Consider the following 24,452-nt stretch of genomic DNA (forward strand, 5'->3'; position numbering starts at 1 on the left):
AGAAAATAGAAAATAAGATTACTCAAACATACAAACACCATTGTAGGTGGTGCTTGTATGTTTGAGTAATTATTTATTGAAGTAACATGTAATTAATTAATGTTCTATTAAGTTGGATAAAGGAATTTCTTGTTCATTATTAGGTTCATTAAGAGGATATATTCTAGCTGTTTCATTATTTTCAGCTACATTTTGAATATAAATTGGAACTCCATTATACGTTACATTAGCCATGACTGGTGAAGCGGCAATCTCTTGTGCTCTTTGTTTGTTCATTATAATGACCTCCTTTTGATTTGTAACAGTTATAATATTTACTACAAACTACTTAAGTATTCTTATTACTCAATAATAAGTAAACAGGGAGCTAGTTTTAAAATCAAGATGCTTAGCATGAGTATTCCGAAAAGGTGAGTAGCATGGTTACAATGACTTTTGTTAGGCAATAAGAAGTAACTTTTTGAACTACCCCCACTTTCACTTCGTTTAGAAGAGGGGATTCCTAAGTAAAGAGTTCTATCTAACTCTAATTGATTAGGCTAACCCCGCAGTCCTTGCGGTTAGAAGCCTTATCGCTTCATTCTTTAGATTGATACTTGCGTTAATATTCCTATCATGGTATGTACGACAAGAAGGACAGTCCCATTCACGTAGGTTTAGATTTTTAACGTCTTTATTTTGATACCCACAACAAGAACATAATTGGCTGGAAGCAAATGTTTTCGATACGACAATGACTTGTTTGCCATACCATTTTGCTTTGTATTCTAGCATGGCTCGAAACTGTGACCATGATACTTCACTAATTGCTTTTGCTAACTTATGGTTCTTTAACATATTCGATACTTGCAAATCCTCTATACCGATAACATCGTGGTTTTTGATAATTTCAGTTGAGATTTTGTCTAAGTAATCTTTTCTAGCATTTGCCATGTATTCATGAATTCTAGCTACTTTTACTCGTTGTTTATTCCAACGAGAAGATCCTTTCATTCTTCTAGAAAGAACACGCTGTTCTTTTGTCAATTTCTCTTCTAATGATCGAAAAAATTTCGGATTTTTATAGGTTGTTCCATCTGACAAAATGGCGAAATCTTTTAGTCCCACATCCATTCCGATGTAAGATTGTGTTTTCAGAAATTCTTGTACTTCTGTTTCAACTAACAATGATACAAAGTATCTGCCAGAAGGGTTCCGTCTAACTGTAGCATTTACAATACGTCCTGTTATTTCACCACTTTTGGCAAATCGAACAAGACCTAGTTTTGGCAATTTTATTTTGTTTTCTACAACGGCAATGTTTTCATTTGTTTGCTTTGTGGTATAGGATTGTACGTTATTCTTCTTAGATTTGAAACGCGGGGCACTATTTTGTTTTTTGAAAAAGCGTGTATACGCATCCGTCAGGTTGCGAACAGACGACTGAATTGCAATACTATCCACTTCTTTTAGCCAAACAAACTCTTTCTTCATGGCAGGAAGTTTGGCAGAGCATGTACCATATGTTAAACCTTTCCCAGTTTCTTTGTATGCGTGATCCCATAGGGATAGGAAATAATTAAATACAAAGCGAGAACAACCTATCGTTTTGTTAATTAGAATTGCTTGTGCTTGATTTGGATAGATACGAAACTTATAGGCTTTATTAATTATCATTTGATTCACCTCCATTTCGGTATATGACTATTATATACCAAACGTACATTCGATTGATAGTGACGTAACACTTTATGTATGTCGAACAAGGGATGGCTCCTTGCCATCCCTTGTTCGACGCCAATTCATCTCCCACCTACTCTCACTTCACGTTCCTTGAGGAAGGAGTCTTCTTGACTAAAATGATAAATTTCTGAAATGTACCCATAAACAGAAAACACCTCTTGTACCATATCTAATAAAATAAGGTATAAGAGGTATTTTTTCTTGTTTTATTCTATTGGGTTACTCTATATCGTTCTCCTATATTTAAGAATTCGCTGTAAGCCAATAATAATCTTTACATTAACCTGTTATTGATTATTCTTTTCTTGAATTTCTTCAGAAGGTTCTTCAGTTGGATCTGGCTCATTCTCATCAACGCCATTGCAACCGCACAAGAAACCTACAGATAAAATAGTAGACATGATAGCAAGTAGATATTTTCTTTTCTTCAAGTGATTATTGCCCCTTTCAAATAAATATTTATGTGATTATCATCCGCCTAAAAAAAGAATATGCTATATCCTTCCCGACATTTTTTCCTTTATATCAAATTTAATAATTAAGGGATTAACTAAATGTCTGTAGTTTATTCCAAAACATATCTCAAGAAAAAGTTACTTTAGTAAAAAAAATGTGAAAGATTATGTACTGCGATTTATCAAAGATATCGTCAGGAATGTTTCAAATCTACAAAAAATATTTTTCTATATACATTTATAATCCAGGTAACAAAAGAATTAAATAAATATGAAGTACTGCCAATAACTATACTGGTTAAGATTCCTATGAAGGCACTTCCTATGATATCAAATGGATAATGATGCCCTAACCAGATACGTGAGAACCCTGTCAAAATTGCTAAAAGCCACATGATTGAGCCAAATAAACGTTCACGAAGTAAGACGGAGGTTGCTAAGGCAAATGCTATGGCTGTATGTTTACTAGGAAATGAAGAATTATTCTTTGATGGAATAAGTAAACGCACACGGTGTATAACAAACGGACGAGGTTTAAAATAAAAGAACTGGATAAAACGGTTTATACATAATGAAAATCCTACTGATACCCCTGCAAATAAAATAATTTTTTTGTAAGATTTGTTTCTAAACCACATTAGGGCTAACAAAAAAATGTACAGGAATCGAGTCTTTTGTGAAATAAATATCATAAATGTATCTATGGTTGAATTACGCCCAGCTAGACGATTGATAGCCTTAAACATTTTGTAATTCATGCAGATGCTCTCCCTTGTTTTTGAAATGTTTATATAAATATAATGCCCTCACGAAAGAGAAATATGTAATGTGCATGTCCTTTCTTATTATTCTGCTCGATATAAATAGATAAATAATATATAGTTGCAAATCGAACATGTTAACGTGATAATGCTCCTCCTACTGGTTATGTACATTTTTAGTTTAGACACAAAAATTTGTAGAAAGCATACTTCCCTATATTCCCTTGGCATTCTTAACTTGACATTGATATAGAGCTACACCTTTTAGAGCAGTTTACGAAGGCTGTAAATGTTATTTCTTACTAAAAAATAATAGTTAAGTTTAGGTACGGGAATCATGCTGTGAATATCTACTAGGCAAGATCACTTTCCTCATTAAAAAAGCTGTTCTTAAGTGTGAACTAAGGCAAACAGTTCTAAGTACTCTGTATACGAAACTGCGATTTTTCAAATACTTTAAGTAGAAAGCCTTTCAATAGGAGTGAAAAAGGTGATAAGAGACAAAAGTAAAATGATTCATCTATTTTTATTATTAATTGTTACAACAGTTTTTATATGGTCCGTTATTAAGCCTGCGAGATACTCGACATGGGCAGCGGAAGCTATTCCCGCCGTTCTCGGTCTAATCTTTATAATTGCAATATACAATAAGTTTCGCTTTACCACTCTCTCTTATATCATTATTGCAATACTAGCTATTATAATGTTCATCGGTGGTCATTACACATACTCAAAGGTTCCACTTTTTAATTGGATAAAAGATGCTTTTGATTTAAATCGAAATCACTACGATCGATTTGGACATTTGATAAAAGGTTTTTTTACAATTGCGATAAGAGAAATATTATTACGGAAAACTCAACTAACCGAAGGTCCTTGGTTGGTTACAATTAGTATAAGTGTTTCACTTGCTATTGCTGCATTATACGAAATCATCGAATGGTTAGCTTTTAGAATAGCAAAGGGAGGAAAAGCAGCAAAAGACTTTTTAGGTACGCAAGGCGATATATGGGATGCACAATGGGATATGTCACTTGCCTTAGTAGGTTCGATTCTTGCGTTACTCACCTTTTCGACATTACATAACCGATTATTAAAAAAGAAGTCATAAAGTTCCAATCTAATAATACATAACTTTTCATTTCCTTTTTGAATTTTTTATAAAACTATTTTGCGCATTTTAGTAAAAAACACTTAGGTAATATTAGGAGGTTCCGGTTTAAAAATCAAGAATTGTTAGTATAAGTTGGCATCATAAATTTCTATAAAATATCGCATTATAAATTATGTGAAATTGAACCTAGTGTTTCTTTTACGATTTTTTTACAGGGGGGACAAAAATGAATATTCTTAACTTCTTGATTTCATTATTCAATTCTAAAAAAATAACTCAACAAATGTTTGAGTTATTCGGAAATAAAAAGAAGAATAATAAAGGATGGATTTGGGCTTCTTTACTAGGATTAGGAACAATTTTGGGATTATTAGCAACACGTAATTCAAGTATGATGAGACCTACAAAACATACGTTCCAAGGTTTTCAAAATAAAACAAGAACATTTATTCCATCCAAAGTAAACTTGGCAAATATAGAGTTTGCTGATGAAATTAAGCCTAACACACAAAAGAAACAAAGTAATCCAAACTAGTAACTGTTACTACTAACAAACAACAACCCTATAAAAAAGCAAATAGCCGGTTTCTTGTTTTACAGGAAATCGGCTAATCTGTTTTAATACGTAAAATTTTCTTTTTTTGATATGGTGATCCGAATTAAATTTTCAACATCTCCACTTGTTAATTGTTATGTATCTTCCTTTAACTCATACCGTTATCCTTTTTGAAAATATAAATTTCAAATCACCTTTAGGATTTAAGATAATACTTTATGATTTAAGAACTTCTTTAGACACCTTAGACTGAGTACAAACAAACTGCTCAATCATTTGATTTAACTCTGTAGCCGCTTTTGTTGGTATTTGATGTTTTGCACCAGTAATAAATCTTAATTCATTACATGGCAATTCTTCATGTAGTAAGTTTGCATGACTATAAAAAGTTTTGTCATTTTCACCATAAACCAACAACATAGGTAGATGAATGTCTTTAAGTTGATTGGTACAATTATATTGCAAACTGTAGCGATAATATTGTTCGATATTTTTGGCATTACCTTTCCGAGCTTCTCGAAACATTTTTTTGAATAATTTATTTGTATTGGAATTCCCCCAAGAAATGGCAAATGCCAAAAATGAAATTGCTCTTGCCTTCGCCAATTGGACACCAAGAGAAATCTTATTTTTTAAATAGCCTTGACGCACTTCTGACATTCCACCTATTAGAATCCCACCTAAACTATTTTCGGAATATGTTAATAAAAATTCCAAGGCAACTGAGCTTCCTGTTGAATACCCACATACAAAAGACTTTTTTATTTCCAGATAATCCAGTAAACTCTTCATATCTTTAGCAATTAGTGAATACGTAATTGGCTGACTTGAACTCTGACTGTTGCCATGTCCTCTAACATCAAAAGCGATTACTTTGAAATTTCTAGATAATTCTTCTAGTTGATATTCAAAATTTTCACAGGTAAGTGTAGGTGGGTGGATAAAAATGATAGGCGTCCCTTCTCCCTTTACTATGTAGTAAAGGTTACACCCCTCTACATCTAACTTTGGCATGTATTGAATCACCTCAACAATTTATAATCTCTTAGTAAAAGCTACTGATTTCATAAGTATTTCCCCCTTAATAATTTGTATAAAAAGAAAGAAATATACTCCCTTTCTATTTTGTTAAAGGATTCAATATTCATTTCCCTCTTCACAAAAGATAAAATGTTAAAAAAAGTTCATTTTGATCTACGAAACATTCTAAACATTTAAGACAGATATATACATGTTTCACTAGTCACTTTTGGAATAAAGCTTTTAATACTTTTTATTCCTGCATAGCTCTCCTCAACTCGCTTATACTATAACTGTAACTTCAAGTTCCAAATTATTACTCAGTACGCGTGGGCTGTCTTTTTACTACACATAGTTAATTTACTTAGTTGCTCGAAATGAAGGTTATTAAACGTTCTACACCTCTAAAAATATCGAATAGTAGAATATTATGGTATTAAGTAATCTTAAAAAGGTGATTGATATGAAAAGATTTCTAATTTTGTATGCCTTATCTTTAATTTTAGCGGGATGTTCAGAAAAAACACCCTCTCTTAAAAAGAATGAATTACAAGTTAAACAAAAAGATAACAAATTGACTCAAAATACAACACATTCATTTCCAAAAAGTAAACCCTTACAACCATCCCCCACTTCATCCACTAAAAAAACATTTTAGATGTGCCGCTTATATCGCAAAAGCCAGAATTAAAATATGGATGCGAAGTTACAAGCTTAGCGATGGTATTACAGCATGCAGGCATTAAGGTTAATAAAATGGATTTAGCTAACGAGATAAAAAAAGATTCTACCCCACTGTCTACAAATAAAAGTGGAGACATCATTCAATGGGGAGATCCTAAAGAAGGCTTTGTTGGAGATATAACTGGGAAAAATAAGGGATACGCTGTCCACGTTCAACCGTTACAAGAATTAATGGAACGTTATCTTCCAAATCGTACAGTAAACTTAACAGGAAAAACTTTTAATACTGTGTTAGCTCAAATTAAGCTCGGTAAACCTGTGGTAGTATGGACTACAGGAGATTATCGCCTTCCAGATAGATGGGAGTCTTGGAAACATGATGACAAAAAAATTACAGCTCCTTTGGATCTACACGCTGTTGTTATTGTAGGTTTGGAGGACAAATACATTTATATAAATGACCCATTAACTGTGAAAAAAGGACATAAAGTGAGTCAAGATATCTTCATTCAATCCTGGGAAGCATTAGGGAAACAAGCATTATCATATCGCTAATCCAAATTTGCTAAATATCTAATATTTTTATTAGTTGCATTCTTTCTATATAACAAATAAAAAGGTCATTTAATGATAAACATAATTTGTATATAGAAGTACAAAAAATAAAATACTTTTTAAACCCGTTTTCATTTTGCATACTATTTCTAATGTGATTTATACTATGTATGTAACTGAAGGTTACAAATCATTGCTGTAAGCGTGGGCTTGTTATGTGTAACAAAGCAGTTAGTTCCATTTACTAATTGTTTTATTGCACAAAATTAAGGTTATTACAATTTAACTAAAAATCACTATTTTCAAGTAGGAGACCGCCACATCGCTATCAACCTAAGATTTCAAGTTACCCCCAAAACGACAAAGTTAGCTTCTTATTTGAAAAAAGATAAGAAGTGAGCTTTTTTCCACTACTGATAATGAGACGTTATGTTAACCTCACATGTATGAAATATACAGGGATTTATAACTTGATATAGAACATAAAAAGGAGGAGTTTATACGGTAAATAAGGGGACATACATGTGGAATTAGAATCCAAGGTTAAAGCAATCGTTTTAGACTTAGATGGTACTTTTTTAAATTCATAAAAGAAAGTGTCTGAAAGAAATAGAAAGGCTATACTGGAGTGTCTGAGAAAGGAATAATGGTTATTTTTGCTACAATAAGGGCACCACGATCAGTTAAAGTTTTTCTTCCTCACGAACTTCAAGACATTGCAACTGCGATTTACTACAATTGAGCTTTGGTAGTAGATAACACATTAGGTTACAGACAACATTACCCGATTGAATCAGCTATCACAAATAAAACTATAGAATTTGTTATTACTCACCAGGATGATGCATGCCTTTCAGTTGAATCGGAAGATATATGGTACAGTAATAAAACATTGGATTACAACAAAACCATGAATGCAGTTTTAAATCCAATTGTAGTTTCATTAAATGAATTAAAAAAGTTAGTGCTTCGAAATTCTTAATCTCACAATAGCCTCACTATGAAAAACTACAAAAACAGTTTATGCATAAAGTAAGTACGCTATGTATCGATGCAGAAACTTTAACTCAAATCATGGCACAAGGTGTTTCTAAAGAACGAGCTATAAGAGAAAAAAGAGCGGAATGAAGTATTCTCCTCGTAGTAAACGACTTAGTGGTATTGATGTATATATGACACTCCCCCTACAGATATTGTCCCGATGGGACGGGTACATGACTGGTATTCTTGGCGTTTGCAAATCGAAAGTTTATTTAAAACGTGGAAATCATTCTTTCAAATTCATCATTGTAAAAAGATAAAACCACAACGATTGAAGTGCCATTTATATGGTCAATTGATTGCCATTCTATTCTGTTCCTCTATTATGTTTCAAATGCACCAATTGCTTCTCACAAAGAAAAAACAAGAGCTTAGTGAGTATACAGCCATATATATGATTAAAGACTATTTTCTTCTTTTATTCCAAACTTTACAAAAAACACCCAAGAGCTATCAAAGATGTTACTTCGTCTGTTCAATCTCCTGCAGCAAAATGGGCGGAAATCTCATCGATATGAGAAAAAAAGATCTTTGATATATTAAGTGTCGTTTATAATTGTACCATGTCTGAAAATCAAGTCACTTAATTCAAAAAAGTGAAACCCGTTAGGGTTTCTTTCGTATGCAAATCTTTCATTCATCTACATTTTCCCTTTAGAAAAAAGAAATAATCTCGCTTAAAATTGATTTTGTATAAGCTTAGCTTGATAGTGATATGGTGCCACTCCTATTCCTCAAAAATCCTATTGATATATGACATATGCTCATTTTGGAAAATTCCTTACCAAAAAGAAGCATATATGATGAAGAGGACATATTTTAAACTATATTCCATTGGAAAGGTGCGGAAACGTAAATGGATTTACATTACAAAAAAAATTTCATTATAACAAGTACGCCTTATTTCCCACATATTAATTTATCAGGCCTTCCTGAAGTAACTAGAATATCTTTATGCTTTTCTAAAACTCCAAAAATGAAAAAAACACCAAAATCACCAAAATCAAAAACATTATACTTTAGGCAATTTATAGAGCATAAAATCCAGTTAGTTCCTCCTGCAAAAAAAGGAACCATCAAAGTTGATAGACAAATATTTACTACGATTGAAAAGGTGTGTTCAGAAGTAGTCACTATTTCGGGATTTATCCGTAAGACTATTACTTATACAGCTTTAGCTTATAACAAGGTAATTCCAAACTATAGGATCCAAGGTGATGTTCCCTTTCAAGGTCTTATAGAATCAAAAGACATTAAAGAGGAGCATCAATTTAGCATCATCGAAGAAAAAATACTCGGCAATGTTTTTACACGTGAAGCTAACTTTGAAAATCCAAAGAAATTTCAAGTATACAAATCACCCTTTGCTTTCAATTTTATAGAGAAAGATGCAGTCAAAGTTTCTATAAAAATGAGTACTTAGTAATTCATATTCTCTTATCTTGAATATGAAATTAGCTCATTACAAAGTCTAACTTTACAATTACTGTTCTTTCTAACATAACTTGTTATCTACTGAAAAAGCATTTTCAAATGAATTCAATACCTTATGTAGAATTTAAACTAATTATTTTATTTGAAAGAATAAGTAAAAAAGATGAATTTAACTCTGATAGTACAACACCTATTTACCTTGATAGAAAGTTAAATAGAACTAGGGGAAAAGTTTCAGAGTTAATGAACGGTTTAATAAAAAGGGATTATTAGCAGTTGCAGAAACTAGAACAAATACCGAAGATAATCGTATTGTTACAACTCATACATGGTTTGTAAACCCCAATATTATCTGCTGTTCTTCAAAAGAGCGAGTAAGTAGATAGAGTAACTCAAAAAATTTATAAAACCACTTAATAGTTTTGTATCTAAATATAATGAAAAATATATGCTACCAATTTAAAGGATTATATTCTTAGGGTTACACAACAAATCTTTACAAAAGCATTACATGATATTCAACTTGAAGGAAATAAGAAAAGGTATACATTACCTGTATATTTATTTAAAAAAGTGCAATAGATATTGCACTTTTTTAAAACTAAAAATCATGAACTTTTTTACCAATGGTTACGATGACAGCAAATAAAACATTTACAAAAATGGTTATGGTGTTTATGTTCACAACGATGATTACGATCTTTTTGCTCACAGCGATGATTATGATGCTTATGCTCACAACACTGGTTATGATGTTTATGCTCACAACGATGATTACGATGCTTATGCTCACAACACTGGTTATGATGTCTATGCTTACAGCAATCATTATTCCAATTCATTTTTATACCTCCTATCAAACAAGAGTTATATTATTCTATGTTTTAATAGGAAACATGCTTGTTTACTAACCTATATTAAATTCAAAAAAACTTCTATGATTATTTTTTTTAGAGAGTTAACATAACGCAATATTAATAAAAGGAGTTTTTTATTCTTTTTTTGGGAATACAATTATAAAACAGGCTTTTCTACTTGATTAATTTGTCTATATTCTGAGATTGAACTACACCCACTTTCACTTCGTTTAGAAGAGGGGGGATTCCTAAGTAAAGTGTTCTAACGAACTCTAATTGATTAGGCTAACCCCGCAGTCCTTGCGGTTAGAAGTCTTATCGCTTCATTCTTTAGATTGATACTTGCGTTAATATCCCTATCATGGTGTGCACGACAAGAAGGACAGTCCCATTTACGTAGGTTTAGATTTTTAACGTCTTTGTTTTGATATCCACAACAGGAACATAACTGGCTGGAAGCAAATGATTTCGATACGACAATGACTTGTTTGCCATACCATTTTGCTTTGTATTCTAGCATGTATCGAAATTGTAACCAAGATACTTCACTAATTGCTTTGGCTAACTTATGGTTCTTTAACACACGTTTAATTTCAACTGCTGGAGGATCTAATGGAACATCGGATTCTACAACAATTTGAATTGTTCTTTCAGCTAATACAACTGGGATTTTTACAATCGGTGTTCCTGGAGTAGTAATTGGTGTTGCAGGTGCATCACTGAATGGTGTTTGAGTTTGTCCTACTGCCTGACAAGGTACATGGATTGGACATTGTTCGCTCATATTATCTAATCTCCTTTTGAAATCACTTTAGATTTTTAAAACTGTTCAATGGCAATATATTCGTTTTTTTATTGATGTATAAACTTGTATAATAGGTTTTATTTTTTGTTTTTTCAGATATTTTATTGGCTTTCCCATTAAAATTTTTAAAGTAGCAGATTCCGGGTTGAAAAATGAGTAAGTGGATTTTAACTACGATCTGAACAGATGGATCTTAAGCTGTGCGTTAATTTAAACACAGCTCTTTATAATATCCCTTATAAAATTTAACATAATCATACATTTAGTTTGAACTTGAGTCACTTCACCCTTTGGATATTTAACAAAATAAGGAAATTAATCGTAGAAGTTAGGATTTAGTTAATATAAATCGATCCGCCTACTCTGACTATTAAAAGCATCACAAAAAACAGGGATTTCTTATCCAACCTCTTTATTTACAACTACAAATTTAGACCTCTTCCACTTCTTTACTATCTTCTTAGCCCCTTTGCTGACTTTAAAACGAAAAAGGAAACGATAATACCAGCTAAAAGGTCACCATAAGCTGCATATGGAATTGGATATATGTTATTTATTAAATCAATTTCAATTATCTTAGTTCTATATTTTCAGCCTATTAGAGTTACAATGCCAATTCAAAAGTTAAACTTTTCTAGTTTAAGATTGATTTAAAGATTATATTTTTTACAAATATAAATTCATTGAAAAAATAGTAAATTATATTTCGGTTTTAGCGCTGATTAATGAGTAATAAGTGCACCATTCCTCTCTATTTACCTATATTTAAATTTTCATAATTTATTATGATATAGATATTATCTAAAAGCGTTTTGTGCAAAATGAGCAATTGAAATCTTCCGGAATCCCCATCAAACTCTGTATATTCTCATCTCACTCAACTATTCTTTTTTACCTCATACCCTTCTTTTTCAAGAACATCCGAGTATTTTCTAAGGGTACTGCCACTTACTCCTAACCAACCATATACCTCATTTGCGGTTTACACTATCTCCATTTCTGCCATAGCGCTACTCCACCTCCTATAAGAGTAATTCAATACGCTTAGTTTATTTTCCATTTCTAATAAATTTGCTTGCTGTACCTTATTAATTTCTTATATTCTAGTCCAAAAATAAAATATAAAATACATGAGCCTTTTATCGCCATCTCTACAAATGCTAATGATGCAAGAGGAATGATAAAAACGGACGCTTTCGCCACAACTAGGGTAAGTCCAACAATTGTATCCATATAAAACAATGTTTGATTATAAAAAAGAAGCTATGTTGAATATTCTTTGACATAGCTTTACTATATTTCATTATTATCGACTAAATCTAAGGGCTGTTAGAGTATTTACTCCTTGTACAAATAAATTAGGATTTCCTACAGTTACTCGAACTTGGTATCTAACATCAAAAAGTAGCGTTGTTGGAACATCTACATGTGAAAAAGGAGTTTGGATTTGATCATCATCACCTTCATTATCAATTTCAAATACTTGTGTATAAATGACCTGAGGTGTTCCTGATAATGGAGATGTTCTTGTAATGGTTAATGTAACTGTTGAAAATACATTGTTATTGTTATTTAGACTGACGATACCACTCAGCCATACACGGTCGCCTGTATTTATTTTATCAAAATTTACTGTTAAAATTGCAAGTGGTGCCGCTGGAGCAGGAGGAACGAGTATGGGAGTAGTAATTAATCTTTCATCATATTGGAATTCGATAGATTCTTTATTATGGCTATGGCAAGATGAACCTTCATAGTACTTATCATAGCCTTCACCACAAGATGAGCTTTTATAATATTTGTATTTTCTATCATAAAAGTTTCCTATTGTAATCACCCTTTCTAGATTAGAATATATAATTCTATATAATTTATTCATGAAAAAAAAAAAGATTGTACTATATCCTATTGAATCTATAAAGGTTACAACATTTATAAAAAAGTTGCTATACTCTGTCATTTGCAATTAAAGACTTCGAAATGAGTTTTAATCAAACTTTATTTCAAACTAACATAAACAAGGAAACGTAGATTAAAGGAAAAAAAGAGATAGCTTAATTGGAGTGCCCTCTGGCAAGTAGACAGTATTTAAAAAGCGCAACTAAGCAACCTGAGTTCTATATTTATATGGACACAGGTTATTTAATTTCTTTTGAAATCTTTGATGATTATAAAAATGTATATATTTGCGTACGGCAAGTTTAACCTCATTCGCTTTACGGAATGGGGTTAAATAAAAACACTCTGCCTTAAAGTGACTGAAGAAGTTTTCCATGCAAGCATTATCCCAACAGTTGCCCCTTTGAGACATACTTGCCTTCATCTGATATTTTTTTAAGTAATTGGTTATATTGACGAGATGTGTACTGGGATCCTGGATCACTATGCAAGAGGATTCCCTTCACATGTCGTTTTTTCTTTGCCTTTTTAAGGGTATCTAAAACAAGCTTTAAGTCATTTCTACGACTGATTTCATAAGCAACAATCTCATTATTATATAAATCCTTAATGGCAGATAAGTACAAGCGCTGTCCATTGAAAATTAAGTAGGTAATATCTGTTACCCATTTCTCATTTGGTCTTGAAGCTTGAAAGTCTCTATTTAGATGGTTATCTGGAATCAAATACGCCTCTTTTTTTCCGTAATAAGGTCGTTTTTTCCTAATTATAGCTTTGATACCTAATTCACTCATTAATCTTTGGATACGCTTATGATTCAAATGAAAATTATATGTGGCTTTCAGCCACACTTGTATTCTTCTATATTCATAAATCCCTCTTAGTTTTGTATGACACTCCAATATTTTTTTCTTGAATGCAGTGTCCGCTAATTTTCTTTTAGAAGGCACTGCGTGTCGCTTTATCCATTTGTAATAGCCACTTCGGTTTACACCAGCAATGGCACATAATAGAGTAACTGTATATCCTGTTTCTAACATCTCATATATCACTTCAAACTTTCTCATTTTGGATATAGCTGGCATACCTCCTTTTACATTCCTAAGAGCTTTTTTAACATCTCATTCTCCGCTTCTAATCGCTTAATCTTAGCCTCTGAATCTTCAGGTTTCATTCTTGGTCTACCTAAACCGGGACCTTTTGCTTTCCCACGTTTTTCTTCTAGTCCTTTGTGTCTTTTTATATGCTTTGTTCCTTTAATCAATAGTAGTTCCCTAATATAGATAGGCTCCCGTAGATTTCATAAACGCCCTCCTCTATATATTAAGGGGCACTACCTCCTGGTAATTATATATAAAATTCGTAATATTCTGCATATTTTTTATAAACCCCCTAAATATTTACAATTATCAGAGGAGTGTTATATTGATAGTAGTCTATTAAACATTGAAAGTTTAATAGTAAAAAATAAAGGGGGATATAAATTATGATGAAATCTAAAATCAAGAAAGCTATAGGAGGGATTGCTTTAGCAACTGCTTTAGTTACATCCGCATTACCTGTCAGCGCAGCAACTGAATATGTATGGGTTAGAGATGCATATCCAGGATATGATAATTATGTTTTTGATAGCGCAAAGCAACGAGTTCAAATTTGGTCTGGAAATAATTATTTTTATGTAGATTGTGATTTTGTTGAATATGGTAAATGTTTTGTGAAAAGATAAATAGAAATCAAGAAAATGCCAAATTTTTTGGCATTTTCTTGATTTCTATTTGTATTATGGGGGTCACCATATAACGGCATTGTCATAACAGTTTCCTTTGCGAGACATACTTTGAGTTTAGAGATGCCCTATTTATTAAAAAATTCTAAAATACGATCATTTATATATTGAGGATTCTCCATGGACATCAAATGCCCTACATCTTTCACCAATTCTACAGTTAGATTGGGTGATGAATTTTCGGCACATTTGAAAGCTACTATTGGGTTATACATTACTTCATTCTCCCCTAACATTAGCAGCATAGGCGTTTGAATTTCGGCTAACTCTTGGTTCGTAAAAATATATGGAAATCCCTGTTCTGTTAGAGTTTCATTTTTCACTGAATTATTCAACATCATTCCTGCTATCAATTGTTCTTGAATATAAGGATGAACAGTGTATCGATTCTCAAAAATCCACCCTGAAAATTTCTCGACCCCTTCCCTACTATTCATCATTCCTAAAGCATAGGAAAAAAACAAAGGATGAAAAGGAATATACGTTGCTGCAGGACTCATTATTACAGCCTTATTTACCTTCTCTGGAAAAAATGTCAAGAAGTTAACAGTATGCAAAGCACCATATGACAATCCTACAATGTTCGTGCTATTAATTTCTAATGTATGTAATACTTCTTTTAACCATAGTGCATAACTTAAGCGATCTGTAAATCCTTTTTTTGGAAGGCTTTTATTTTTATCTCCTAAAATATCAATACACATTATTCTAAAATGTTTACTCCATTTTAAAATATTTGAATACCACATTGTCGAACTCATTTTTGCTCCATGAAATAATACGAGAGGTTGTGCTAATTTATTACCACTTTCAATAATATGAGTCTTCCCTTGAGATGTTTCTACAAAGTAAGATGAAAAACTAGTTGGCCATAATTTTAGACTTTTCTCATAAGATTGTAGATAGTTAGTTTCTTGATAGTTTTGTTCTAAAATCTTCATTTTAATTCCCTCCATATAACTCATTTTCATAATTCATTTTTAAAGTCACAGTAGTTTTGCTTTACTCAATACACATTTTAAATTTAAAGGTTTCAATTTCATCGACTGCCTTGTTATATCCTCCAGCATTTTTTAAAGATTTTCCAATTCTATGGCTATTTTTTGTATAAATATTATTTGATAACACATGAATTGCTGTATTACGTAATATTTCCGGAGTAAGCAAATTACGATCTAACTGGACTCCGGCTTCTAATTCTTCTATTCTTTGAGCAACTATAGGTTGATCTCCCATAACTGGAATAACTAGCATAGGAACACTAAAATATAAGCTTTCACTGGAACTATTCATTCCCCCATGTGTAATAAATAAATCAGTATGTTGTAGAATATCTAATTGAGGAACATAATTATATAGCTTAAAATTAGAAGGAATATTATCTAATTGACTAATATCATTTTGTTCCCCTATAGCTAATATGACAGTAACCGAGCTATCTCGAAATGCTTCAAAACATGTGTAATAAAAGTCGGGTTGCTGGTTAAATACTGTTCCCATAGAAATAAAAATAAGCTTATTTCCCTTTTCCTGTTCTAAGGAAAAAGAATCTACATCTTTACGCTGTGCAATAGAGGGCCCGACAAATATATAAGAATCATCAAATTCTTCGACATTTGGTTGATACAATTTTGATGTATATACAATTGTAATATCCCCTGGGCATGTCATCACATTCTGTTTTTCATTAAGAGTAATTCCATACATATCTTCCCATTTTTTAAAAATACAAATGACTTCCTGATATAAAGGGGATTTTTTATTTTCTTCTCCATGATTTTTCATAAGAGCTGAGGCTATCTTTTTAGTAATGGCAAATGTTGTACATGAAGAAATTTTAGGTAATTGTAGTACTTCTGCTATGATCCAGCCAACAGCAAAATTATTATCATATATAACATAATCGTATTCTTCTTCTTTTACTTCTTCTAAAATTACCTCTATTATTTTATCCATGGATTTTACCATGTGTAATAATAGTTCTTGAGAATCCATTTGCCTACTCATTCTTTTTACCATGTCTATTTGTGCTATGAAATTTTCATATGGTCGAAATAAAGCTCCTGTATTCTCTATTTTACTTCTATACTTTTCTACGCAATAGTAAATAACTTCCTCGCCTCTTTTTATTAGTTCTTCGACAAGTGCAATTGTCGGATTAATATGTCCTTCTCCTGGAAAATTAAACATTAGAACTTTTGCCATATTATTGTTCCTCCCCTAAAGTTTAATTAACTATTCTATTATTACTAATATCAATCACGTACTGATACTTGAAGTAAAGCTAAGGATTTTCCCCTTTCATTTTAATGAAATCACTTGTGCTATTAAATAGAAAAAACAATTAAGAAACAAAGTAGATATAAAAAATCACATAATTCCCTCTCTCTATTTCTCTCATGTATAATAAATAATAACTGAGAGTAGAAAGGGCTGAATTATGCGCAGATATCAATATTTTTAATCTACCCATCACTAATATAATGGAGGTAAAAGTATTGATTACAGAATTATACACACAAAGATTACATTTAAGAAAAACAAAAGAATCCGATTCATTAAGTTTATTTAAAATATGGTCTGATCCAGATGTTACGAAATTCATGAATATTATTAATTTCACTACTGAGGATCAAGCAAAAGACATGATTAGATTTCTAAACGAGCTGGCTCAAAGTAATAAAGCGCTCCGATTTACTATTATCGAAGCAAAATCTAATCAAATCATTGGTTCATGTGGTTATAATTTCTTAGATTTCGAAAACTCTAAAACTGAGATTGGTTATGATATTTCAAAAGCATTCTGGGGCAAAGGATATGCACCTGAAGCAATCTCCGCTTTATTAGACTATGCATTTACTAATTTAAAGCTAAACCGCATTGAAGCAAAAGTTGAACCTGAGAATCTAAATTCCATAAGTGTTTTAAAAAAATTAAAATTCACGTTAGAAGGAACGCTAAGAAAAAGTGAAAAATCAAATGGAAAATTCATTGATTTAAGTATCTATTCAAAATTAATAACTGATTGATTTCTGTCCCTCTCCCTATACTTCACTGAAGTATAGGCTCTTTTTATTCCTTAATAAAATTCAAAACTGTCTATAAAGGTACACCTTTATAGACACACAAAATACTTCCCACATCTTTAATCACATAATAATAAAAACCCATTAATCTCATGTACACATACTGGGATCAATGGGCTTTATAAATTTAACATTCTGTTTATTTTGTAAAACTCATTTATTAAATAAAAAAATCCCTTCACGATTTGTGAAAGGGTCAGTATACATTGAAAGGGTACTTCCATTTTAATATGTAAAAGAAAAAATTCGTATTGATAAAATTAACCTTTTGGTTTTTGCCGCTTTTAATTCACTATAAAGAAACTGTAAGGATTAAATTCATCCTATATAGAGTTTTTGTGTTCCTCATTAGACATGTATATTTTATAAATCATATTTTTTATGCAATATTGCATAAAAAATACCTGTTACTGTTGCTATAATTTTGAGTGTAAACTGTTGCATCCAACATTTTATAATCTTCTATATTTATTAATATAGAGACCCTAATTGCAGGAAAAAGGAAAGAATATTGGTGGTTCTTCCCTTTTTCCTTATTTTTTTAACTGTCTAATGATTCATTCTATAGTCTAAAATATTTTTATGAATGAAACCTGTTAAAATACAAAATTTTAGTTAGCAAACGAGAAATAAACACTTCATTATTATTTCTGCTATATTTAAGGGGCTTGTTTCTAATACAAATAAGAAAAACAAAAAGAACTTGTAGGAATCCCTACAAGTTCTTTTTTAGATAATGTACAAAGTTGAAACAAACTATCTCATAATTTGAATCAGAGCAAACACTGTAACTACGGGTTGATTTCATTATATATCAAATCTTTACATGTGAGGAGTTATAATTTGAAAATTATGTGAATTAATAAAAAAGTAATAAAATACCTATTCTTTATTCCTAAAAATTTCAATCAAACATTTTATACAAAATAGTTCGAATCAATGTCTATATTATAATGAATTATAAAAAATATAAGTATAGGTAAATAAAGAAGAATGTAGGATTCTTACAGAAAGACATATATTTAGACTACAATTCATCAAATATTATCTTAACTAAAACTTATCATAATGTGAATTTGCTTTTATTATTCCTTCATTCTCCAATATTATTTCTTTAAAAACTTGCTGTTTATCTTGAATTCGTTCTGAAACTTTCATAATTATAGGTATAATTTTTTCTATTACTTCTTCTCTTTTCTCATACCCTAAAGATACAAGCCATTGATTGAATTTATCTTGTTTCTTTTGAAATATCTCTTCTGATAATTTTAAGTCACCAAGTTCATAAATAGAATTTACAAACTCTTCATAGACTTTATCATCCATTTTTAATCTCTCCCTTACAACCAAAAACTTAATGCTAATCTAATTAAATATATAAATTTTTAAATTGGATGAATTCTCTTCTTTATCTAATCATCGATCTCATTATATTCATCTGATTATTAAGTAATAAAGATGCAACTTCCAACCTTTGATATTTATCTACATTGCCATCCTGTTTTTCTTTATTATAAAAATCAATATAGCTAATTCTATTTTCTAAATCATTTATGCGGGAATTGATATTTTTGATTCGATCACTAATAATACTATTATCACCAAAGATTTCCTCAAATGATTTCCCCATCATTTTTCCTAACCCTTCCGTGCTAAAAAAGAATTGCTTTACAGCCCCTGGATGCTCTTCCAAGGCTTTTGTTAGTTTTGCATCATTTACTTTCATTGCGCCTTCATCTGTAAGTTGAATACCAAATGTAGATAAGTAATTACCACCTTGTGAAAATCTAACTACATTATTCATCTCATGATAGATATCCGCCATTATCGCATGTCCTTGTAAACTTCCCATCGGACTAGCATACTCCTCATAGGACGAAGCAATATTATTATAATCTGCAACCATTTTTTTTATTAATTTAGTTGCATCTGACACACCAGAATTACTTACTGTAAATTTTAATTCTTTACTTTTTCCATTGGTGTTTTCTGTAGTTTCTTTTAGTAATTCAATCTCTACACCAGGAAGTGGTTTTAATGTGTTACTATCACTTGTTCCTTCGATACCATTAAGAATATATTTCGCATCTTTCGCTGTATTAATAGTATTAAGTACAAAGTTTTGTGTATTATTATCAGGTTCATCTATTTGACTTGTTTCCACCGGGGTATAAAACAACTTTTTAAATAAATCTAATGCACCATCTTTTAATTCAATTTTATTTGATTCACCAACTTTTTTAGCATGCATAAAAATCTTATCGCCTTGTGTGTAAGCAGTTACTCCATAATCCCCATTATTAATTAGGTGAATTAAATCCTTGTATGTCATATCACTAGTTATCTTTAATTCTTTATCGGCAATTTGCAATACATCATTTACATTCAACTTCTCATCGACATTAATAGCATTTGAAACAATTTGATGATGCTCTGCAAGTTGTGTAACTGTCATATGAAATGTTCCTTCAATAGCATCACGATTTGCTTTTACTTTAATGTGTCCCTCTTGTGATGTTGTTACTTTTTTCTCTTCCCCTTTAAAAGTAGCCATTTCATTAAGAGTTTGTGAAAAAGAATTAAATTCTGATTTTAAATTCATGTATACTTGTTTATCTTTTAAAAGTTCATCTTTTTCATTTGTATAAGCTTTATTTTTGATTTCAAACTCGCTTTTTTCTGTACTCCGCATTTTAGAGGTTCCCATTACATCACTTGATACATTCCAAACACGTGGTCTACCCATAAAACTTGTAAATTTTGTTCCTAACATTTTCAATTCATTCCTTTTCAATGTATTTTTAGGGAAACTTGTAATCAGCTATATCTCAACCTCCCCTAAAAATACACCTGCAATATTATATGAGGAATAATATTTTGTTTTTTATTAAAATGGACATTAAAATTCATTTTAACAACTTCCTCTCTGCTTCTTTTTATACGTTATTATTAAGCTAAAGCATTTATAACACTTAGCTCATCTTATAATTCTAACTTATTTATCAAAGTATAAAAATTTCATAACATGACATTAACATTACAGATTTGTAAGGAAATCAAACTGTTTAACCGTCATGTATCAACTAAAGTTAGTAAATTTCGTCAGTAATGCTTTCAAAATTCCTATTAATACATCCTAGTAACAAAATATAGTCTTTGAATCATCCTTAAAGTGGGGTTTTTATTTAAAACAAGTTTCTTCTATAAAAAACTAGCAATCCAAAAGAACTTGCAGTAATTACTACAAGTTCTTTTTTAAAATATAGAAATAAAGGAATATGTATATAAGGGGTCAATGTTATAAAATTCGCGTTTGTAAAGGTATACCTTTCGTGTAGCTTTAAAATATAATTTAATTAAATTAACTCTATAAACTTGATAAAAGAGCAGATAAAAAAAGCGTGTTTTGAAAAAAGATTAACCAGAACACGCTCTTAATATTGGTAAATGTTTAATTATTTTTGCGCTCCTTATTCCATTAAAGCATTTGTTAATCTAAGAGAATATTTTTTATGGTTAACTTTTTGAGTATTAAACAGTGTGATTCTGGATTGATAACCTTTGAATCTTACATATTTGTGAAAGAAATATTCATCGTGATTCCTAATTTAATGCTCCATCATCTCATGGGCAATATCATGTCCATCCATTTTTGATGGGTAGTAGGTAGGCCAGTGTATGACTTCATCCAATAAAGCTTTACGGTCGTCACCCCAATACAGGTGGTAATGACTAACTTTATTTGGATATATACTATGATCACTAAATTGAATATACTGAGGAACTCCTTCAGCTTTTTCTGCTAGTTTAAATATATATCTTACACCTCTATTTCCCGCATCATATGTCAGAATTTCGTAACCATCAAAGATATACTTACCAGAATATTCTTCTCCACTTTTGAAAAACATTACAATATTCCCTTGAATCACAATACGGTTAACATCTGTTTGATACCCTTCATTATAATACTCCTTATATTCTTTAGCTGTCATTTTACCTGTATGTTTCGCTTTATAAGCAAATACCTCATCAAACGTTCCATCTTGTAAATATGGATATACAGATTGCCAGTCTCCTTCCCAATCGGAGAGTGATCGTACTTTCACTTGGCTGTCTTCAAAATATCCTTCATAAATTTTTTTTGTTTCTTCATCATATGCATGACTATGATCGTGCTCATGGCCGTGATCGTGTTTGCTTTCATGTGTGTGACTTTCAGATGTTTTATTAGACTCGCCTTCAGATGAATTTGAAGTCTGACAGCCTACTAATACTAGTATTGAACTAATAGTTAAAATGCCTACCCTCTTTACAAATGAAATCTTCATTAATAACACTCCTTAATATAAATCGTAATCATTACGATTTATATTATACATATTTCTTTTGTAAACATCAAAGGAAAAATACCAATATCACTGAATGGATGACCCTATCCATAAATCTTCGTAGACTGTTACAAGTGGTTCTGGTACAAAAACTTCAGAACAATTGCAATGAATCTATAAAATTCCGATAATTTAAGACCATTACGAGACAAAGACTCCATCAAAAGGCAGTAAAATAAATAACCGGTTCCTTAACGTACAGGGAACCGGTTATTTTGTGTCTAAAACGTGTCTAAACGTACAGTTTTTTTGATATAGTGACCCCATCACTATCAAGCTAAGAAAGCAAATTCCCCATAACGAAATTTCTATTCATTATTGACTACTAATAGTGAAACGTTATGTTAAGAAACCCCTTTAATTTCGGACTGGAGGGGGTTTCTTAATATTTTTTAAAATGACGGACACAAAATTGTATATCTTATCGAATTATATATATGGATATCATTAATATTTATATAAAAGGGGTGAAAGAAATATGAAAGAAGAAATGAAAAAGTATGAAGAGGTCACTGAAGTATTAAAGGTATTAGCACATCCTGTCCGTTTATCCTTAGTAGAAATAATGCTTACAAAAGGCCCTACTAATGTAACAACAATGTATGAAAAATTACAAATGCCCCAAAGTACAATTAGTCAACATTTATCCAAACTAAAAGCTGCTAAAATCATTACAGGTACTCGGAAAGGGTTAGAAATTTATTATGAAGTAACGGCCAATCGTACAAAAGTTATATTATCAAGTTTTGTTTAAAAGCTGACTTTCTTGACTTCACAGTAACAAATCATAAATTAATGTAACGTCGAAAATTATATAACTATCCATAAAACTAAGTATACAAATGGTAAAGGCGTCCTGATGGACATTCTTTTTGTTTTTTCTTAGCGTGAAGCTGGCAAAAATGCTGGTGATAGCCTATCGCTAGCAACTAACAAAAACTTTAAATTTGTATTATATTCATTTTAGTTTTCTCTTAACTAAGTACAGATTTCATGACCAATAATTAATAATTTTTTACGCTATAAGCAAGTTTAGTTTTTATAGAACAAAATCTATTAAGTATATTTTCATTATTTTTAGGAGGTTTTTTTCGAATGAAGTTATGTAAGGTCCAAACATTAGTACCAGCATCTGTAGCAATGATCACCCTAATATCAAATCCTATAGGGGCATCTGCCTCGACAGGATATACTGTTCAAAAGAACGACACACTTGGTAAAATCAGTACTCAATACGGAATATCCGTTCAAGCATTAAAACAAGCTAACAACAAAATAACTGATCAAATTCGAATTGGAGAACGTTTAACAATTCCTGTCCCATCACCTTTAACTGGACATGTACAGCAAAATACACTAAATACGTCACCGCCTTCATATCAAATAATCTATCAAGTAAAAAGAGGGGATACACTGGGATCCATATCTAGACAATACAAGGTATCTATCCAATCTCTTACACAAAATAATAATATAAATGGGAATCAAATTTATGCTGGTCAACACTTGAAAATTAATACAGGTATTTCAATGCAAGAAGTAGACCTATTAGCTCGTTTAGTAAATGCAGAAGCAGGGGGAGAACCATATGTAGGTAAAGTGGCAGTAGCAAAAGTGGTTTTAAATCGTGTCGATTCGAATGGATTTCCTAATACAATTACGGATGTAATTTATGAACCAATAAAAAATGGTTATGCATTCACTCCAGTTACAGATGGGAGAATTAATCAACCTGCTACATACGAAGCAAAAATGGCAGTAGAAGAAGCACTTAACTCAAAAGGAAAAAATTCTGATTGGCTTTATTTCTATAACCCTAAAACATCTACTGACAAATGGATTACAACACGCCAAACCGTTGCACAAATTGGCAATCATTTGTTTGCTCAATAAAAATAAGAATGAGTTAACTAAAGTACCTTTTATGATATAAGTGGTAGTTCTCTTGAAGAACTACCACTAACTTATTATCTCGGTTATTTTGATTTAATTCCTATACCACAAAAAGGAATTATTATTTTTTTCGGTGCCCTCTTATATTTTAAGTAACCCGTATAATTGACCACTGTTGTGATGTCTTATTGGGGTACCGCCACACCACCATCTTTACTCTATTCTTAAGTTAATGGATGTGTGGCGGTACCCCATCACCATCAAGCTTAAGATCTTGAAGGTACCCCCAAACGAAAAATTTACTTATCTGCATCAGCTCAGTTTATACAACTAGCGGTTTATTCTTTGATAGTTGTTGTACTTCTGTTTGAATATAAATAAAATAAGTCCCAC

At 31.2% G+C, this 24,452-nt stretch carries 21 protein-coding genes and 6 pseudogenes; 10 read left to right on the plus strand and 17 right to left on the minus strand.

Annotated features, from left to right (window positions below):
* Positions 1–96 precede the first annotated feature (96 nt).
* From MR143_RS26655 to MR143_RS26670, 4 genes are all read right to left on the minus strand, one after another.
* Entirely contained in the window at positions 97–276 is a 180-nt protein-coding gene (locus MR143_RS26655; RefSeq protein WP_001041681.1) for a small acid-soluble spore protein H, read from the minus strand.
* Positions 277–534: 258 nt separating this feature from the next.
* Entirely contained in the window at positions 535–1,656 is a 1,122-nt protein-coding gene (gene tnpB, locus MR143_RS26660) for an IS200/IS605 family element RNA-guided endonuclease TnpB (RefSeq protein WP_242281093.1), read from the minus strand.
* A 353-nt stretch (positions 1,657–2,009) separates the two neighbouring features.
* Complete coding sequence (locus MR143_RS26665) at positions 2,010–2,153, minus strand: hypothetical protein (protein WP_000746491.1); 144 nt, start codon at positions 2,151–2,153, stop codon at positions 2,010–2,012.
* 218 nt (positions 2,154–2,371) lie between these two features.
* Positions 2,372–2,935: an undecaprenyl-diphosphatase gene (locus MR143_RS26670; protein ID WP_001107035.1), complete on the minus strand. Its 564-nt coding sequence runs from the start codon at positions 2,933–2,935 to the stop codon at positions 2,372–2,374.
* 493 nt (positions 2,936–3,428) lie between these two features.
* On the opposite strand from MR143_RS26670, the gene MR143_RS26675 reads away from it, so the two are divergent.
* The gene (locus MR143_RS26675; RefSeq protein ID WP_242281094.1) at positions 3,429–4,049 is read left to right on the plus strand and encodes a DUF2238 domain-containing protein; all 621 of its coding nucleotides are present in this window, start codon (positions 3,429–3,431) and stop codon (positions 4,047–4,049) included.
* A 229-nt stretch (positions 4,050–4,278) separates the two neighbouring features.
* Positions 4,279–4,587: a hypothetical protein gene (locus MR143_RS26680; protein ID WP_088349125.1), complete on the plus strand. Its 309-nt coding sequence runs from the start codon at positions 4,279–4,281 to the stop codon at positions 4,585–4,587.
* Positions 4,588–4,824: 237 nt separating this feature from the next.
* Here MR143_RS26680 and MR143_RS26685 read toward each other — a convergent pair whose 3' ends face one another.
* Positions 4,825–5,622 carry an alpha/beta fold hydrolase gene (locus MR143_RS26685; protein ID WP_242281095.1) on the minus strand — a complete coding sequence of 266 codons (798 nt, stop codon included), beginning with the start codon at positions 5,620–5,622 and terminating at the stop codon, positions 4,825–4,827.
* 469 nt (positions 5,623–6,091) lie between these two features.
* On the opposite strand from MR143_RS26685, the pseudogene MR143_RS26690 reads away from it, so the two are divergent.
* The 4 genes and pseudogenes from MR143_RS26690 to MR143_RS26705 all read left to right on the plus strand — a co-directional run bounded on the left by MR143_RS26690 (position 6,092) and on the right by MR143_RS26705 (position 10,253).
* Positions 6,092–6,867, plus strand: a pseudogene (locus MR143_RS26690) (C39 family peptidase).
* Positions 6,868–7,973: 1,106 nt separating this feature from the next.
* Positions 7,974–8,495: pseudogene (locus MR143_RS26695) on the plus strand (transposase); the annotation flags it as partial.
* Positions 8,496–8,764: 269 nt separating this feature from the next.
* On the plus strand, positions 8,765–9,331 hold the full coding sequence (locus MR143_RS26700; protein ID WP_242281096.1) for a hypothetical protein: 567 nt from the start codon (positions 8,765–8,767) through the stop codon (positions 9,329–9,331).
* A gap of 637 nt (positions 9,332–9,968) precedes the next feature.
* Positions 9,969–10,253: a hypothetical protein gene (locus MR143_RS26705; RefSeq protein ID WP_242281097.1), complete on the plus strand. Its 285-nt coding sequence runs from the start codon at positions 9,969–9,971 to the stop codon at positions 10,251–10,253.
* A 226-nt stretch (positions 10,254–10,479) separates the two neighbouring features.
* On the opposite strand, the pseudogene MR143_RS26710 reads toward MR143_RS26705, so the two are convergent.
* From MR143_RS26710 to MR143_RS26730, 7 genes and pseudogenes are all read right to left on the minus strand, one after another.
* Positions 10,480–10,782, minus strand: a pseudogene (locus MR143_RS26710) (RNA-guided endonuclease TnpB family protein); the annotation flags it as partial.
* A gap of 692 nt (positions 10,783–11,474) precedes the next feature.
* Positions 11,475–11,576 (minus strand): annotated as a pseudogene (locus MR143_RS26715) (cation-efflux pump); the annotation flags it as partial.
* A gap of 308 nt (positions 11,577–11,884) precedes the next feature.
* A pseudogene (locus MR143_RS33740) lies at positions 11,885–12,010 on the minus strand (DUF3967 domain-containing protein); the annotation flags it as partial.
* 300 nt (positions 12,011–12,310) lie between these two features.
* Positions 12,311–12,841: a hypothetical protein gene (locus MR143_RS26720; protein WP_242281098.1), complete on the minus strand. Its 531-nt coding sequence runs from the start codon at positions 12,839–12,841 to the stop codon at positions 12,311–12,313.
* A gap of 264 nt (positions 12,842–13,105) precedes the next feature.
* Positions 13,106–13,327, minus strand: coding sequence for an IS3 family transposase (locus MR143_RS33565; protein WP_374267399.1), 222 nt, complete (start codon positions 13,325–13,327; stop codon positions 13,106–13,108).
* Positions 13,287–13,988, minus strand: a complete 702-nt coding sequence (locus tag MR143_RS26725; RefSeq protein WP_002164298.1) for an IS3 family transposase — start codon at positions 13,986–13,988, stop codon at positions 13,287–13,289. The genes MR143_RS33565 and MR143_RS26725 overlap by 41 nt, the downstream gene beginning before the upstream one ends.
* Positions 13,989–13,996: 8 nt before the next feature.
* Positions 13,997–14,134: pseudogene (locus MR143_RS26730) on the minus strand (helix-turn-helix domain-containing protein); the annotation flags it as partial.
* Positions 14,135–14,389: 255 nt separating this feature from the next.
* Between MR143_RS26730 and MR143_RS26735 the strand changes: the two are divergent.
* Positions 14,390–14,629: a hypothetical protein gene (locus MR143_RS26735; protein WP_000978065.1), complete on the plus strand. Its 240-nt coding sequence runs from the start codon at positions 14,390–14,392 to the stop codon at positions 14,627–14,629.
* 128 nt (positions 14,630–14,757) lie between these two features.
* On the opposite strand, the gene MR143_RS26740 is transcribed toward MR143_RS26735, so the two are convergent.
* Together MR143_RS26740 and MR143_RS26745 are read right to left on the minus strand one after the other, a co-directional pair.
* A complete protein-coding gene (locus MR143_RS26740; RefSeq protein WP_242281099.1) occupies positions 14,758–15,630 on the minus strand; it encodes an alpha/beta fold hydrolase in 873 nt (290 codons plus the stop codon).
* 61 nt (positions 15,631–15,691) lie between these two features.
* Positions 15,692–16,894: a macrolide family glycosyltransferase gene (locus tag MR143_RS26745; protein ID WP_001151403.1), complete on the minus strand. Its 1,203-nt coding sequence runs from the start codon at positions 16,892–16,894 to the stop codon at positions 15,692–15,694.
* 293 nt (positions 16,895–17,187) lie between these two features.
* Here MR143_RS26745 and MR143_RS26750 point away from each other — a divergent pair, with 293 nt between their 5' ends.
* A complete protein-coding gene (locus tag MR143_RS26750) occupies positions 17,188–17,718 on the plus strand; it encodes a GNAT family N-acetyltransferase (protein WP_000627286.1) in 531 nt (176 codons plus the stop codon).
* A 1,110-nt stretch (positions 17,719–18,828) separates the two neighbouring features.
* Here the strand turns inward: MR143_RS26750 and MR143_RS26755 are convergent.
* The 3 genes from MR143_RS26755 to MR143_RS26765 all read right to left on the minus strand — a co-directional run bounded on the left by MR143_RS26755 (position 18,829) and on the right by MR143_RS26765 (position 22,106).
* Positions 18,829–19,101 (minus strand): flagellar biosynthesis protein FlgG, encoded by a 273-nt coding sequence (locus tag MR143_RS26755; protein WP_242281100.1) that lies wholly within the window; start codon positions 19,099–19,101, stop codon positions 18,829–18,831.
* Positions 19,102–19,183: 82 nt separating this feature from the next.
* Positions 19,184–20,548, minus strand: coding sequence for a flagellar hook-associated protein 2 (locus MR143_RS26760; protein WP_046946175.1), 1,365 nt, complete (start codon positions 20,546–20,548; stop codon positions 19,184–19,186).
* An 835-nt stretch (positions 20,549–21,383) separates the two neighbouring features.
* Positions 21,384–22,106: a ZinT family metal-binding protein gene (locus tag MR143_RS26765; protein ID WP_242281101.1), complete on the minus strand. Its 723-nt coding sequence runs from the start codon at positions 22,104–22,106 to the stop codon at positions 21,384–21,386.
* Between the two features lie 538 nt (positions 22,107–22,644).
* Between MR143_RS26765 and MR143_RS26770 the strand changes: the two genes are divergently transcribed.
* Together MR143_RS26770 and MR143_RS26775 are read left to right on the plus strand one after the other, a co-directional pair.
* The gene (locus tag MR143_RS26770) at positions 22,645–22,920 is read left to right on the plus strand and encodes an ArsR/SmtB family transcription factor (protein ID WP_242281102.1); all 276 of its coding nucleotides are present in this window, start codon (positions 22,645–22,647) and stop codon (positions 22,918–22,920) included.
* A gap of 341 nt (positions 22,921–23,261) precedes the next feature.
* On the plus strand, positions 23,262–24,059 hold the full coding sequence (locus tag MR143_RS26775) for a cell wall hydrolase (RefSeq protein WP_046946178.1): 798 nt from the start codon (positions 23,262–23,264) through the stop codon (positions 24,057–24,059).
* Positions 24,060–24,452: the final 393 nt, after the last annotated feature.

Source organism: Bacillus cereus group sp. BfR-BA-01347 (genome assembly GCF_022663835.1).
GTDB lineage: Bacteria > Bacillota > Bacilli > Bacillales > Bacillaceae_G > Bacillus_A > Bacillus_A thuringiensis_K.